This window comes from Leptospira barantonii, assembly GCF_002811925.1.
GTDB classification, from domain to species: Bacteria; Spirochaetota; Leptospiria; order Leptospirales; family Leptospiraceae; genus Leptospira; species Leptospira barantonii.
The window spans coordinates 120112-136228 of sequence record NZ_NPDS01000006.1 but is presented as its reverse complement, the minus strand read 5'-3'; the positions used below and the strand labels follow the sequence as shown (position 1 = coordinate 136228).

The 16117-nt window shown below is 44.8% G+C and carries 8 protein-coding genes; 5 read left to right on the top strand and 3 right to left on the bottom strand.

Features of this window, described 5'->3' with window-relative positions; genetic code table 11:
* Positions 1–167 precede the first annotated feature (167 nt).
* On the bottom strand, positions 168–626 hold the full coding sequence (locus CH367_RS14070) for a peptidylprolyl isomerase (protein ID WP_100763137.1): 459 nt from the start codon (positions 624–626) through the stop codon (positions 168–170).
* A gap of 191 nt (positions 627–817) precedes the next feature.
* Between CH367_RS14070 and CH367_RS14065 the strand changes: the two genes are divergently transcribed.
* The 4 genes from CH367_RS14065 to CH367_RS14050 are packed head-to-tail and all read left to right on the top strand — an operon-like array spanning position 818 to position 9345.
* A complete protein-coding gene (locus tag CH367_RS14065) occupies positions 818–3709 on the top strand; it encodes an adenylate/guanylate cyclase domain-containing protein (protein WP_100763136.1) in 2892 nt (963 codons plus the stop codon).
* Entirely contained in the window at positions 3693–5810 is a 2118-nt protein-coding gene (locus CH367_RS14060; protein WP_100763135.1) for a FecR family protein, read from the top strand. Before CH367_RS14065 ends, CH367_RS14060 begins: the two co-directional genes overlap by 17 nt.
* Positions 5800–6939 (top strand): LIC11435 family protein, encoded by a 1140-nt coding sequence (locus CH367_RS14055; protein WP_100763134.1) that lies wholly within the window; start codon positions 5800–5802, stop codon positions 6937–6939. The genes CH367_RS14060 and CH367_RS14055 overlap by 11 nt, the downstream gene beginning before the upstream one ends.
* Before the next feature lie 36 nt (positions 6940–6975).
* A complete protein-coding gene (locus CH367_RS14050; protein ID WP_125226132.1) occupies positions 6976–9345 on the top strand; it encodes a hypothetical protein in 2370 nt (789 codons plus the stop codon).
* A 15-nt stretch (positions 9346–9360) separates the two neighbouring features.
* Here the strand turns inward: CH367_RS14050 and CH367_RS14045 are convergent, their stop codons facing one another.
* Together CH367_RS14045 and CH367_RS14040 are read right to left on the bottom strand one after the other, a co-directional pair.
* Positions 9361–11232, bottom strand: coding sequence for an ABC-F family ATP-binding cassette domain-containing protein (locus CH367_RS14045; RefSeq protein WP_100763132.1), 1872 nt, complete (start codon positions 11230–11232; stop codon positions 9361–9363).
* Between the two features lie 48 nt (positions 11233–11280).
* On the bottom strand, positions 11281–12693 hold the full coding sequence (locus tag CH367_RS14040) for a sensor histidine kinase (protein WP_100763131.1): 1413 nt from the start codon (positions 12691–12693) through the stop codon (positions 11281–11283).
* 351 nt (positions 12694–13044) lie between these two features.
* Between CH367_RS14040 and CH367_RS14035 the strand changes: the two genes are divergently transcribed.
* Positions 13045–16116, top strand: a complete 3072-nt coding sequence (locus tag CH367_RS14035; RefSeq protein ID WP_100763130.1) for a response regulator — start codon at positions 13045–13047, stop codon at positions 16114–16116.
* Position 16117: the final 1 nt, after the last annotated feature.

Genomic DNA, 16117 nt, shown 5'->3' with positions numbered 1-16117 from the left:
AAACGATCTTAGGAGGAAACTTCGATTTTGATTCGGTTTATAGTTCGGCTTTGCGGGAAAAAAGGAAAATAGAGGCCTGGAAATTACTTATTCATAAGAACGGAGCATGAAACGCCGCCCTATCTTGACTTTCGGGCGGCTTCTCAATCGTCTTTTAGAAAAATTGTTTATTCAGAAAATGTGATAGACTCGATGACAACGGGCTGAGTCGGTTTGTCTTGAAAACCAGTTTCGGTTTCGGAAATCTTTTCCACGATATCCGATCCTTCGGTAACCTTTCCAAACACCGCGTGACGGTTGTCCAAATAGAAATTGTCTCTTACGTTGATAAAAAATTGAGATCCACCCGTATTTGGTCCCGCGTTTGCCATAGAGAGCGTGAATTTCTCATTCTTAAGATCCTTGTGAAACTCGTCTTGAATCTTATATCCGGGACCGCCCGTTCCGTTTCCCGTGGGACAACCCCCTTGGATCATAAAATTTTTGATAACCCGGTGAAATGTAAGACCGTTGTAAAATCCGTCCTTCGCTAATTTGATAAAATTGCCCGCAGTGATCGGAGCCTTTTCCTCGTCCAGAAAGACCGAAAAATTTCCGTAATTTGTCTTAAATACCGCAGTTGCCATATCCGTTTTCCTCTATTTTAAGAATTCAACTCCATTTTCCGAAACTATAGAATAGCAGGAAGCGATTTCTTGCGAAAAACAAACAAAAACGCGGAATTGAGCGATTATATTATAAAGAGGAGAATCTAGGATTAAAATAGAATATTCCTCACAGTGGAAATATTTTTTTCTGGATAAGAGAGTCTTCATACATGTTAGAAATCAATCATCGTTATCTTCCATTCGGTACCTCGGGCGCTCTGATTTTTATTTCCGGCGCACATTCGAATTCGAGAACCGACCATTCTATTCTTTCGGAAGAAATCGCCAAAAAAGAAATCGGGACCGTATGTGTCGTGTCGAGCGATCATTCGATAGACGCGGAAACGTTAGACTCCATCGATCCATCCGTAACGGTTCTTTCCATTCTCATTCCACCCGGACCCGAAACGAACGATTCGGTCTTCGGAACCTATTTGAAAATTCGAAAATTCTTAAAAAGAGGAAACCTTCTTTTTTTAATCGCACCCGATTGCGAATCCAGATTCCCGCTTTTTCTCTCCAAACTTTTACTCGCAGGCGATCCGTCCATCACGGACTCCGATCTTCAGGATAGAATTTCCCGTTTTGGATATTCTTATCCGGAAGCGGATCAAGAGATCTTTCGAAAATTTCTTTCCAGACACAAGGAAGGTCATACGTTTCACGAAGTTCCTCCGGGAGAATTTTCGGTTTCTTCACATCTCGCCCGAGAAGGAAAAAGACCATCCGCGCTGAAATACAAAATTCAATACGAACCCGGCGTAGAAAATCTAACTAAGATCAAAGCGGTTCCTTATTCCGAAGAGGAACGGAAAATTTCCAAACCCGGTTTTCAATCCTCTCCGATCCACGCGATCGAAATCGATCACATGGACGAGACTCAAAGGCCGAAAGAAATTCCGGTAAAACTCCCCGAGTCTACCAATGGAAACGGTAACAAAAGCGCGGAAGTTCAAAACGTTTCTGTTCCGGCCGCAACAACTTCGGTTCCTGCTTCACAACCGACTTCGGCGACGGAGAATTCAGCGACGACAAACACAGCACCGCCCTCTTCTCAAACTTCCGATTCGAGTTCGTCACAAAATGCGACTCAACCGGTTTCGGATTCTTCCGATGAAAATAAAACATTAAAGAAATCGAATACTTCTTCCACTTCGAAAGAATCTGCGGCTTCCAAAACGGAACCTGAAAAAACGGAAAACGCGTCTTCCACATCCATAAAAACGAAACTTCCGTTGCAGATCAAGTTGATGGCGGTGATTTCCCTTTTGATGACCTTGACGGTTTCGACGATCATCTTCTTTGCTTCTTCCGCGTTTCGCGGGGATTCCGAGGTTCGGGTTCTCCAGAACAATTTAAATTTAGTGAATATTCTCGGTTTAAAAATCAAAACCGATATCAACGAAATTCTCGGGAATGGAAAACAGATCGTGGGCGCCTTGGCTCAAGGTAAGGAAGGAATTTCCTTCGCGGATATTTTCTTTCAAAACGATCCCGACTTTATCTACGCCGGTCTTTATCAAATCGAAGGAAACGCGCCGACCGCGATCAACGAATTCTTCAACGAACCGTATTTGAGCGAAGTGAAAGTTTCTCAGAAAGAAGTTTCGGATCTTATCGCGGGAAGACCGGGACTGATTCAAAAATCGGTTCTTACCGGCGGGAGAATGGAGAATCTAAGCGCCGAGTTTAAGGAACCGATCTTCGCCATCGCGGTTCCTTCTTCCAGTTCCAATCCAAAAGTTCTAGTTTTGATTCTTCGTTTGGAAAAATTCTTAAACGCATTCCAAAAACAAGATATATCCGAAGTCTTTTTAGTAAACGGCGAAGGCGATCTGATCGCGCACTCCGACGCGAAACTTCTCCAATCCAATACGAACTTTATGAATCTTCCGATCGTGGAGTCCATGGTCAACAGTTCGGAAAACACGAAACAAACCGAGTATAAGGACAAGGAAGGAAAGTCTTGGTTCGGTTCGTATCAAAAACTCGGCTTCGGGGGCGGCGCGGTCATCTCCATCGTTCCGGAAGACAAGGCCTTCGAAGCGGTTTATAGAATCCAAAGAACTAATCTTCTCATCATGGGAATCGCACTTTGTTTGGCACTCATCATCGTATTCTTCTTCGCTAAAACGATCACCAAACCTCTGTTAAACCTTCTCCAAGCGACCACCGAAATCGCAAGAGGAAACTTTAAGATCGGAATCAGTTCCACCACAAGGGACGAGGTCGGACTTCTCACCGACTACTTCGTGGACATGGGTAAGGGTTTGGAAGAACGCGAAAAAGTAAAGGACGCGCTCGGAAGATTCGTAAACAAGGAAATCGCCGAAATGGTTCTGAAACAGGAACTTACCCTCGGCGGGGAAAGAAAGATGTGCGCGATTTTCTTTTCCGATATCCGCAGTTTTACGGCGATTTCCGAAAAACTTCAACCGGAAGAAGTCGTCGAATTCTTAAACGAGTACATGACCGAGATGGTTCATTGCGTAAATGAAACACACGGAATCGTGGATAAGTTTATCGGAGACGCGATCATGGCAACCTGGGGAGCCGCAAAAACTTCGGATCAGGACGCGGTCAATTCGGTCAACGGAGCTCTTATGATGAGAGAAGCTTTGATTCGATTCAACCAAGGCCGAGGCGGAGATAAAAAACCGATCATCAAAATCGGTTGTGGTCTGAACTACGGCCCCGTCATTGCCGGACAAATCGGTTCCGAACAAAGATTGGAATACACGGTAATCGGAGACGCGGTAAACCTCGCGTCCAGAGTGGAAGCGCTCAATAAACCTTTCGGAACGGACATTCTCATTACTCAGGATCTTTTGGATCATGTTCCAGGCATCTTCAACGTGGAAAAGATGCAATCCATCAAGGTGAAAGGAAAGGAAGAACCGCAGGTCATCTACGCCGTTTTGGGAAGAATGGACGATCCGAACTGTCCGAAAAACGTCGACGAACTCAGAACAAAAATCGGAATCGTCTGGGAACCGCCTAAGAAGGACAAGGCGAAGGATTCCGAACCGGGAGAAGAAGTTAAGTATGAGATACTTGACTGAAGGAAAATACGTAGTAACGTTTTTGACGGGGCTCATAGTCCTCTTCAGTATATTACTGTATCTTCATATAACTTCCGGTCACAAAAAGGGAAGCAATCCCGAAATCGGAAAAATCATATTCAAAAACCGTAAAGCTCAGAGAAAGTTCGATTCCGAAGTTGTCTGGGAGGAAATCGAAACCGAAATGAAGGTTCGAAACCGCGACACGGTCCGCACCGACGACGGAGCGGAAGCCGTTCTCGTTTTGAACGACGGAACCGAAATCAAACTCGATCAAAAGAGTATGATCTTTCTCGACTTTTCGGATAAAAATCTTTCGATCGACTTCGCTTACGGATCGGTTTCCGCGAACAAAGACAGCGGAACGGAGATGAAGATCAAAAGTGGTGAAACCACCGTCGAGGTCAACAAGGGCGATCTGAAACTTTCCAAATCCGAAGATCAGGCTTTGAACCTAGAAGTTTCCAAAGGGAACGCAAAGGTAAAATCGGGAAACCAAGAATCGAACGTCGCCAACAACCAAGCGATCGAACTCAAAAACGGAAAATCCGAAATTCGTTCCTTATCGATCGCTCTCAATTCTCCCCCGGAAAGAAAATTTTTCCAAACCTCCGGAGGCTCCTATCCGGTTTCGTTCGGTTGGAATAAGATCGAATCCGTAAAAGATTATACATTAGAAATTTCGAATCATCCTAGCTTTTCCAAAAACGTGATCCGAACAAAATCGAACTCGATTTCCTTGAACAAATCCTTGGACAAGGGAACCTACTTCTGGAGGGTCACCGCGGTCAATCCCGGAAACGGAACCCCGGAATATAGCGAAACCCGTTCTTTAACTATATTAGGAGAATTGAAACCTTCTCTTTTCGCTCCGTCCAAATCGGAAGAATTCAAATTCACATCCAATCCGCCGAACGTCGTCTTTCAGTGGACGCCTTCGGACTTTACAAAGAATTACACCTTCGAACTTGCAAAGGATAAAACCTTTAAGGAAACCGTAGTAAGTCAGGAAATCCAGGGAACTCTTTATCGTTGGGATAAAACGAAGGAAGGAACGTATTACGCAAGAGTCACGCCGAAACCTTTGATGAACGACTTGAAAACATCCGTATCGGAAACGATTTCGTTTAACGTAAGAAAACTCGAAAAACCGGAACCTCCCGTATTGAAAAAACCTTCCGATCAGGAAGAGATTTCCTTACGCAAAATTTCGAAAGAAGGAAACCTATTCGTTTGGACCGGCTCGACCGACTTAGCGGAATACAATCTTGAAATCGCGAACGATTCCGATTTTAAGAACGTTCTATTCTCCAAAAAAACGAATTCATCCTCCGTTACTTCTTCCCCGATCGCAAACGCGGGCGTTTACTTTTGGAGGGTCAAAGCGAACCCGAAAGAAGGAGAACCGATCTCTTCTTCCGCAAGAAAATTTACGGTTCAGTCTCAGGAGAATTTGGATCTTCTGTTCCCCGCAAACCAGCAGGAACTCGGACATCCGACCAATCAAAAACTTACGTTTCGTTGGCAAAGACCCGAACCTTCCGGAGTATATAAATTGGAAGTCTCTAGGAATTCCGAGTTTAGCGAGAACGTGATCCGTGAGAATTTCCGCGCGTCTTCCGGAACGATTTCTCTTCCTTCCGTGGGAGAATACTACTGGAAGGTTTCTCTGCTCGGTTCCAATGGGGAGAATTTATTGACCAGTAAAACCCAGAACTTCAAAACCTCGGACAGCGCTCCTTTCCTAAGCCAGAACAGCCCGGCGACCGAGGAAAGTATCGATATCACCAATCGCGAAAGTATAGACTTCCGATGGGAAACCGAGGGAAACACGGAATCGATCACCTTGGAGATTTTCGAAGTTCGGGCAAAAGGAAATAAAACGATCTGGAAACGCGAACTCAAAGGTGATTCCTATTCGTTTAAGGATTTTGGAATATTAGAAGAAGGTAAATTTCAGTGGAGAATCTCCGCGAAATACAAGGACAAAGCGGGAGTTCAGAAGTTCACGATCCCCGTTTCCAGAAATTTTGAAATTAAGTTGAGCAAAACGATCCGACCTCCGGAAATACTTTCGCCGAAGGAAATTTATGTGGAATAAAATTCTTTTATACTCCGTTCTCGCGTTTTTTGTTTCTCTTTCGGTTTTTGCCGAAGAGGAAAATCAATATTTGGAATGGAAACCCGTCCCCGAGGCCGGGTCATACATGGTCGAAATCAAGGATTCGAACGGAAGAATCACAAGGGAAAAAACGAAATCAACCCGATTCGAAGTCAATCTTCCTCCTGGAATTTACGAACATAGGATCGGCGTTTTGAATAAGTTCGGAAGGGTTTCCGTTTTTTCGGAATGGATTTCCTTTGAGGTCATTCTTTCCCGAGCTCCCGTAGTCGATCCGGAATCGAACGTAAAATTGTTAAAGGAAAAACTCGGTCCAACCCTCGTTGTAAAGGGAGATAACTTCACCGAAGCGATGAACGTTACTCTCCTTTTACCTTCCGGTGAAACGATCAAACCCGAATTCGAATACATCAACTCGAAAGAAATAAAGATCAAAATCGAAGGTCTGAATCTGAAAAACGGAAGTTATACTCTTTCTTTGGAAAACCCGAGAAACAAAAAGACCGCAAAGAAAGGATTTTTGGTCCTTGCGGATTCCGAGCAAGAACTTGCAGAAATCGTAAAGCAGAACGAACGGGAGAATCGGGTCGCGACACCCGGAATCAACTGGGGTCCCGCTTTGCAATCGTCGGTTCTTCCGGGTTGGGGACAATCCAATCAGGATAAAACGTATCGATCTTGGATTTTTCCGATTCTGATCGCGGGTGCGATCGCCTATTCGGCGCAACAGTATACGGAATATAACGCGAGTTTGGCGACCTTGGATCAAAGTAAGAATCTAAATTCGAGTCTTCTTCTGCTCGATAACCCTACGTTCATTCCGTTTGCGACCTACAACTACATGCAGGTCCAGTCGGACTATTCAAACGCGGTTTCGCATTACAATTCGTTTAACGTTTCTCTGGGAATTGTGGCCTTGCTTTACCTTTTAAATGTGTCAGATGCGGCATTTGTAGGCCCGTCTTCGACGAAAACAACGGTTTCAGAATCCGATCGAAAGTTTGTTCCTTACTTTAAAACCGGGACAATCGATGCTCGAAATGGAGGGAATGGTTCAGGCAATTTTTTTCCAAATTCATTTGAATTTGGGATGAAAATTTTTCTATAGATCCGTGTTGTTATTTATAGAAAAGGATATTTTCCCGTGGAAAAATCGACACTACAATCTAGGACCGTACTCACCCTTCTATTTTTCCTCCTTTTCGGCTCGCTCCAAAATTGTTTTCCAAAACCTTCGGGAACCTCGTTTTTAGATACATTTACCTTTGCCAATTTTGCGTCCCTGGCACAAACTCCGATTCCACTCAAAGTAAAACTTTCCGGGTTGACCGGTGGAACCTTAGTTCTTTCAAACCAAGACAACGAAACTCTTTCTCTGAGTTCAAACGGGGACTACAGTTTTTCTGAGTTTAAACCTAAGTATTCTTCTTATACGGTGAACGTCAAAACCCAACCGACGGTAACGCCGGCGATCGATTGTGCGATCACCAATCCGAGTGGAATTCTCACTCCCTTTTTTGAATACGTAGAAGTGGTTTGTGCGACCAAGACCTATCCGCTTTCCGTTCAAGTATACGGAATATCTTCTTCCGTAAGCGGAACCCTGCAAATCCGAAGCGGCAACGTGGATCTATTGAATCTCAGCGCGGACGGAACCAATACGTTCGCCGCTCAGATTCCGGACCAAGCGACGTATAACCTTCTAATCGTAGCAAGTCCTCAGAATCATGTCTGTCAATTCGAGGTTCCGGCTAACGCAACGGGAACGATGACCGGAGCGAATACGGTTTTGGTAAACTGTTTGAGCGTTACGAACTCCAGTCCCGCGAATCAAACGGTTCTAAAACCTTCGGACAACATCGATCTTACATTCTCCAAAAACGTTTCGGGTTGCGTTTTGGATCCGGTCAATACTCCGGCGGGAAATTTAAAATCCAGTCACCCCGGTTCCAGCTTTAGTTATCCTACCTCCAACGCGGTTCGAATTATTTCGGGTGGAGCTTGGACGACGGGTGTGAATCAGTATGTACGCCTAACAGGGTGTATTGATCCCGGCACCGGAAAAGCGTACAACAACGGAACTCCATTAACGTTTACTTATACGGTTGCGAACGAAGTGAAATACGCAAGACCGGGCGGCGCGGGAGCCGGACTTTGTGATACCGTTGCGACCGCTTGCGCTTCGATCCGTTATGCGATCACGCAATGCGCCGCGGTCCCTTGTTTTGTTTTGGTTTCGGAAGGAACGTTTTCGATTGCGGATAACGCAACTCAAAGAATCGACCTCAAGGACGGAGTCAATCTTATGGGAGGTTTCGATACCACGTTTACCCAAAGAAACGGAACCACTCATACCACCATTATCGAAGACATATCCCCGCCCGGAAACTGCGGAGCTTCCGAAGGTGTAACCTGTACTCCGATCTTTGCGGGACCTCCGTTTACGACGATGACGAGTAACCTGGTGGTCAACCTATTCACCATCAAAACGAATCCGAACAACCCATGGGCGACCGGAATTTTCTTAAACGGATTGGCTACGGGAGCTTCCCAGCTGATCATCGGCGGAAACGTGATCCAAGGAATGGATTCTTCCAGCGCTTATACGGCGACGACAATTCGATCCGGAATCGCCGCATACAACGTAACACCGAACTTAAACATTTCCTATAACTACATCTTAGGCGGAAGCGGTAATAGTATTTCCGCGGGAATTTACAACAACGGAAGTTGGGGGGTGATTTATTCCAATTGGCTGAACGGAAATTCTCACGCAGGATCTACGGCGGCCGATTTTTCAACGGCGCTTCTCGTACGAAATTTAACGGCCGCACAACCTCTGATCGTATCGAACAACGTGGTCAATTCTTTTCAACAAATAGGAACCCCTGCGGTTACGGCGGCGAGCACATCGGGACTTAGATTTCAAAACGTAACTTCGACGAACTTACATCTGATCCACAATACGGTTTTTGGCGGAGTCGGAACCTCGGAATCGATCGGAATTTATTCTCTCGGAACCGCGGTGGAAACCAAAATCGCGAACAATCAGATCTTTACGAACTCGACCGCTCCGAGCAGAATCTGTATCAGTTACGGGGTCGCACCGGGCGCGAGCGCGGAAGTCAAAGGAAATAACTTATTCAACTGTTCAACCTTGGCGCAAACCCCGTTATTCGGTTTTAGCCTTTGTGCGGGAAACCCCGGACCTCTACGGAACAACGTGCTTTGTCTTACGAACCTCGTGACGGGAGCCAACACTCAAAACTTCAGTCACAATCCGGGATTCTTACCGCCTACAAGTCCTCTTACCTATTATCTGATCGGCGCGGGTTCTAAATGTGATACCGTATACGGCGGGGTGGATCCGAATTACGGCGGATTTATCACTCTGTATCAAAACGACTTTTTTGGAACCGCAAGAACGACAAACTCGGCCCCTGCTCCCGTTCCGGTTGGATCGTTCGGGTATACCATCGGAGTTAAGGAACACGACGGAACCTGTTCCCCTTAATCACATTCGATTTTCTTAAAGTAGATTCTGAAGTTCTTCCCAACGTTCCATCTTTAAGGGAAGAATGGAGTGAATCTCGGTAAGTCTGTTCCCGGAAGAAACGAGCTCTTCGGGTTTTCCAGCGCCCGACTGTAAAATTTTGGTGAGTTCCTTTTCCTCGGCTTCGAGTTCGGCGATTGTCGCCTCCAAGGTTTCGAGTTCCTTTTTCTGATTGAAACTCAAACCCTTTTTGACTTTGGAAGAATCGTTCTCCTTGACTCTTACCTCGGGTTCCTTTTTATCTTTTTGTTTGTTTAGATAATTCTTATATTCCAAATATTCGGAATAGTTTCCCGGAAATTTTTCGACAACACCGTCCCCTTCGAAGACGAAAAGATAATCCACCGTCCGGTCCATAAAGTAACGATCGTGGGAAACCGCGAGAATACAACCGCCGAATTCAGCTAGAAACTCCTCCAAAACCGATAGGGTTTTGATGTCCAGGTCGTTCGTAGGTTCGTCCAAAATCAAAAAATTCGGATTGGTCATCAGGATCGAAACGAGATACAACCTTCTTCTTTCACCGCCGGAAAGATTTTTGATATAACCCGCCTGCAATCTTCCGTCGAAAAGAAAAAGTTCGAGCATATCCGCCGCACTCAAAACTCGGTCGTCGCTCATCTTTACGGAAACGCCACATTCCTTTTTGATATATTCGATAACCCGCATATCGCCGGAGAGTTCTTTGGAAATCTGATCGAAGTAACCGAAGTTCGTGTTCATCCCGACGCTTACGTCGCCAGAATCGGGTTTTTCCCTTCCGGCGATCATATTCAGAAGGGTCGACTTTCCGGCTCCATTCGGTCCAACAACACCGATCCGTTCTCCGTTTTTAAACGTATAAGAAAAATTAGATATTAGAGGTTTCTGATACGATTTGTTCAGATTTTTGAGCTCGAGAACTTTTTTACCGAGCCTTCTACCCGAAACCGAAAAATCCAAAATGATTTCTTTCCCGGTTTTTTTCCGGTTCAAAACCTCGAGCGCACGATCCGTTCTTCCTTTTTGTTTCGTTCCTCGGGCCTTAGGTTGTCTCCTAAGCCATTCCAATTCCTTTTTGAGAAATTGTTTTTCCTTTTGTTCGGTTTTTTCCCGAACGATCTCGGCTTCCGCTTTTTTTTCGAGATAAAATCCGAAGTTTCCCGGAAAGGATAATAAATTTCCATTCTCCAGTTCGATGATTCGATCGCAGACCTCTTCCAAAAAGTAACGATCGTGTGTTACGAGCAGAACCGATTTTTTGGTTTCGATCAGATAATCCTGCAACCACAGAATCGCGTCCACGTCCAAGTGGTTGGTCGGTTCGTCGAGAATGATGAGATTGGATTCTTCGATTAACGTTTGTGCTAATGCGACTTTCTTGAGCATTCCACCGGAAAGAGAACCCATCTTCATGGAGAGATCGGGAATGGCCAATTCCTTCAGAAGGGATCGAAACCAGGACTCGAGTTCCCAAGCGCCGAGACGATCCATCTCCTGCATCAATCGATTGTATTCTTCCTCAACGTCGGAGTCGCCGGATTCCAAACGTTCACAAACTGCTTCGTAAGAACGAACCGTTTTCAGGATGGGGCTCGGGCTGGAAAAGATATGTTCTAAGATGGAATGGTTCGGATCAAAAGAAGGAGACTGGGATAAAACCGCGGTCTGGAGAATCTTATTCTTCAGAATCTGCCCGCTATCCGGAACGTCCAAACCCGCGAGCATTTTTAAAAGAGTCGTTTTACCGGAACCGTTGATTCCGAGGATTCCGATTTTTTCTCCCTCGTTGATTCCGAAACTGATTTGATCGAGTAAAACTTTGGCGCCGATCTCCTTAGAGATCTTGTCGACGGATATTAAATTCATAGGAGATACCAGCAGGGTCCGAATCGGAACGTCTTAGGACAAGTGTTTTTAAATCTTAAAACGAACCTGAAACTTCGTGCCCTTTTCTTCGTTGCCCGGAATAAGAGAGGACTTTCCTCTCAATTGTCTGGAAAGAATTTCGACGAGCTTGAGACCCAAGGATTCGGAGTTCGCAAGATCGAATTTTTCGGGCATTCCGATTCCGTTGTCTTCCACTTCCAAAACGGATTCGTTCATATCCGATCTGAGTCTGACCGAGATAAGACCCGAGTTCTCCTTTGGGAACGCGTATTTTAAGGAATTGGTCACGAGCTCGTTTACGATCAACCCCAAAGGAATCGCGGTTTCTATGGAAACGAAATTCGGTTTTGAGGAAATTCTAAATTCTATCTTCTTTTCCTTTCCGAAAGAATGAAGAAGGCTGACAAGAAGGGTGTTTAGATAATCATAAAAATCAATTTTTGTAATATTCTCGGATTGATAGAGTTCCTTATGGATGAGGGCCATGGATTGGATTCTTCGTTCGCATTCCTTTAAGATCTGGGAGATCTTTTCGTTTTCGGAATGTTCCGCTTGTAAACCCAAAAGACTCGCGACCACTTGAAGATTATTCTTCACTCGGTGATGAATCTCCTTCAACATCACTTCCTTTTCTTCCAGGGTTTTTTTGAGTTTTTCCTCTCCGCGTTTTCTTTCGGTGATGTCTCGGATGATCTGCGTCGCTCCGATCAGATTGTGGGAAGAATCCCTTATGGAACTATAACTGATTTCTAATATTGCAACGTCCTGAACGAAACCGCGCATCGTTCTTTCGGTGGTATAAACCTCTCCTCTCAGAGCGCGGCTCCAGTTTTCGATGACAACACTTCTTTCCAGAGGATCCAAGATGAGTTCGGGTAAAAGATTTCCCTCTTCGATTTTTTTACCGTAGAGTTTCCAGAAGTTCAACTCGAAGGAAGAATTGAAAGCGATCACACGAAAGTTAATGTCGACCGCGCAGATGGAATCCTTGGTTCCTTCGATCACTCCGATCAATCGATCCCTTGTGGTCTTGAGTTTGGAACGAAGTCTTTCCAATTCCAATTCGGCTCTTCTTCGGGTATTGATGTCCCTTACGATCACTTGAACGTATTGGCGATCGTTTTCAAAAAACGCGGTAGCGACAACTTCCACGAATAGGGTGGAACCGTCTTTGCGGACGAATTCTTCCTCGAGAACCCCGACGCCCACGCCTTCCTGGTTCATTTTTTGAATTCTTTGTTTTACTACGTTTTGGGATCTGTGGTGTACGAACTGAAGAACCGGTTTTCCGATCACTTCGTCAATGGAATCGTAACCGAGCATCTGAATGAGTGCGTCATTCGCCCTTAAAATCTTTCCCTCGGAATGAATCGCCAAACCGTCTCGGGAGAGATCAAAAAGTAGCTGATAACGTTCTTCTGTGATTGGAATCGGTTCCATGATTCTTTTTATAAACGGGCAATAGAGGCATCCTAAAGAGGAGGAACGGGAAGTCAATCAAACCCGATTTACGGTCCAATACCGATTTATCAAAAAGAAAGAACGATTCACGCCCGGAAATTACCGGGGAAATAAATGCCCAATTCCGAAGTCCGCTCAAGATTCAATTTTTTAATTCGCTATTCAAATCCTAAAAAGTATACGAGGATTTGACAAAAATTGAATCTAAGAAAGGATTCTCCCGTCTCATGGAAAATGAGTGGTTCTGAGGGCATTTTGATTTATTATTTTGCTTGTTTGCGTTTTCCTCACGAGAAATTATAATACCCTTTGTCCCAGTTATAGAAAGCAATGTCCATCTTACGATCCGATTCAGACTTTCTCATCCTTGATTCCGCCGGAGAGGTGGTAACCTGGCATTTCTCCGAGCCGCTTCGGGAATTTGCGGAGAATTTAGACAATCAAATTCATCCTTCTCAGTGGAATTGGTCGGAAAGCGATTCCTGGGATTCCCTTTGGAAAAAAGCGCAAACGGTAAAACAAGATTCTCCCTTTTTTAAAGTCGCGTATCGAAACAAAAACCGTACGTTTTTGGATTTGGACGTTCGGATTTTACCCTCGGGTAAAAATCACATTCTGCTTTTATTTTTTACGGATTCCGAATCCTCTTCGATCGAAACCCCGAATATCTTTTTGAAGGACTCCGAACTTCGTTCGATGATCTTTCAAAAATCGGCGAACGCAATTCTTTTGTTGAACCCCGAAGACGATCGGATTTTGGAAATCAATCATACTTCGAGTCAGTATTTTGAAACCCAGGGTCCATCCGAAATTTTGAATATTCCATTTTCAGATTTATTGGCCGAAGGATTCTCCCCTTCCGAATACGAATCCAGAAAAAAAAAGGTCCTTTCGGGAGAAGGAGTTTCCTGGGACGTGGAATTCAAAACGTTCCGTGATAGAAAATTCTGGGGGAACGCTTCCTTCCGAATTCTTACCTCGAACCTAAACCGGATCGTTCTCGTTCAAATCAAGGACATCACCGAAAAAATCAATTCTCGAAGATCCCTTTTACAACAGTCCAAAACGATCGCGGAACACGAGGCGAATCTGAACGCGATCATAGAAAATTCGGACTCGATGATTTGGTCCATCGACAAGAATTATGAATTGCTAATATTCAATTCTCAATTTCAGAAGATGATGCAAGATTTCTATCATTCTGAAATCTCCACCGGTTTTAACGTATTTCAAAAGGAACTTCCTCCGGATATCATACAGTATTGGAAAGAATTCTACGATCGGGCGCTTTCGGGAGAACGATTCAGCGTTACTCGAACCAGACCGAATCAGGACGGAAGTTTCGTCTTCAGCGAACTTTCGTTTTATCCGATCCGCGACACGGAGGAAAATATCTCCGGAGTCAGCGCGGTTTCCGTGGACATCACGGATAAAAAATTGGCCGAAGAAAAGTTCAGACTTCTGTTCGAACGTTCCAGCGAACCGCACGTGCTCTACGACGAATCCGGAATTTTCGAATGTAACCCGGCGACTTTGAAGATGCTTCGTTGCCCCGATAAAAAGATGGTTCTTGGTAAACATCCGGCTCATTTTTCCGCGGAAATGCAAACGGACGGAAGAAAAAACGAGGAGATCAGCTCCGAAATCGAATCGATCGCCCTTAAAAAAGGTTCTTATACGTTCGAATGGATTTACAAACGTTTTAACGGAGAGGAATTCCAAACCGAAATCACGTTAACTCCGATGTTGATCAATCAGAAGCGAGTGTTTCTCGCGGTTTGGCACGAGATCACGGAACGCAAAGTATATGAGGATTCTCTAAAGCGTGCCAAAGAGATCGCGGAAGCGGCGTCGAAAGCCAAAACGGACTTCCTCGCGATGATGAGTCACGAGATTCGAACCCCTTTGAACGGCGTCATCGGCACGGTCAGTCTTCTGGAAGGAACCTCGCTCAACTTGGAACAGAAGGAATATCTGGATATCATCAAGTCGAGCGGACAAAATCTTCTCATTTTGTTAAACGACATTCTCGATCTTTCTAGAATCGAATCGGGTCAGCTCAAACTCGAAATGCAACCCGTTTCTCCCGAAAAACTCACGAAAGACGTGGTCAACCTATTCCGTTCCATGGCCGAAGAGAAAGGTCTCGTGATCGAATCGAGAATTTCATCCCAGGTTCCGAACTGGATCATCTCAGATCCGTATAGACTCAGACAAATTCTCATGAACCTACTCGGTAACTCCGTAAAGTTCACCGAAAAAGGAAAAATTCTCGTGGATGTCGAAGCCGAAAGATTTCCGAACGAAAAGTTAAGATTGATCTTTCACGTTCAGGACACCGGGATCGGAATCGCGGAGGACAAATTGGAACTTCTTTTCAAAGCGTTCAATCAGGTTGATTCTTCCACGACTCGGAAATACGGAGGTTCGGGTCTCGGTCTTACCATCAGTAAAAAATTAGCGGAGCTGATGAAGGGAGAAATCATCGTAAAAAGTCAAGTGGGGCAAGGTTCCGAATTTTCCCTTTCACTCATCACGGAAAGATTGGAATATAGAATTCCGGTCGGAGTGCAGGAACTTCATTCCAAAAACTTAGCGACCACCGCCATTCTTTCCATTCAAGAATTCTCTCTCAGAGATCAGATCAAAAAATTCTGCGAACGAAACGGATTCTCCGTTAAGATCGTAAGAACCGCAAAGGAAGCGATCCGCGCACTCGGAGAAGAAGATCGAATCGGAATCTTTCTTACCGATCTCAACTTTCCGGACATGACCTTGCCCGAGGTTCTGGACGAACTCAAAAATCAAAACCCGACCTTAAAACTTACGATCATTCTTTTTATGGAAAAGGAACTCAAGGAATCGTATTATCTCGTCACGGAAGGTTTGTTCAATCGTCCTGGATTTAAGATTTTTATGATGTTTAAGCCGATTCTCTTGGATGAACTCAGTAAAAATTTCGAGAAGGCGTTTCCTACGAAGATCTTAAAGGAAGAAAAACAGGGAGATTCGAAAAAACTTCTTTCGGAGAGAATTCCTCTAAAGATTCTTTTGGTGGAAGACAACGTAATCAATCAGAAGATCGCACTCAGACTTCTTTCCAAACTCGGTTATTCCGCTGATACCGCGTTAAACGGAGTCGAGGCGATCGCAAATCTTCAAAACAAACAATACGATTTGATCTTTATGGACATTCAGATGCCCGAGATGGACGGATTCGAAACTACGTTTCACATAAGAAAGGATTTCGCAAAACAAAAACCAACGATCGTTGCGATGACGGCTAACGCGATGGAAGGCGATAAGGAAAAATGTCTGGAAGCCGGAATGGACGCGTATATCTCCAAACCGATCCAGACTCAGGATATAGAATCCGCGATCGTACTTCTGTTTCAGTCTTAGG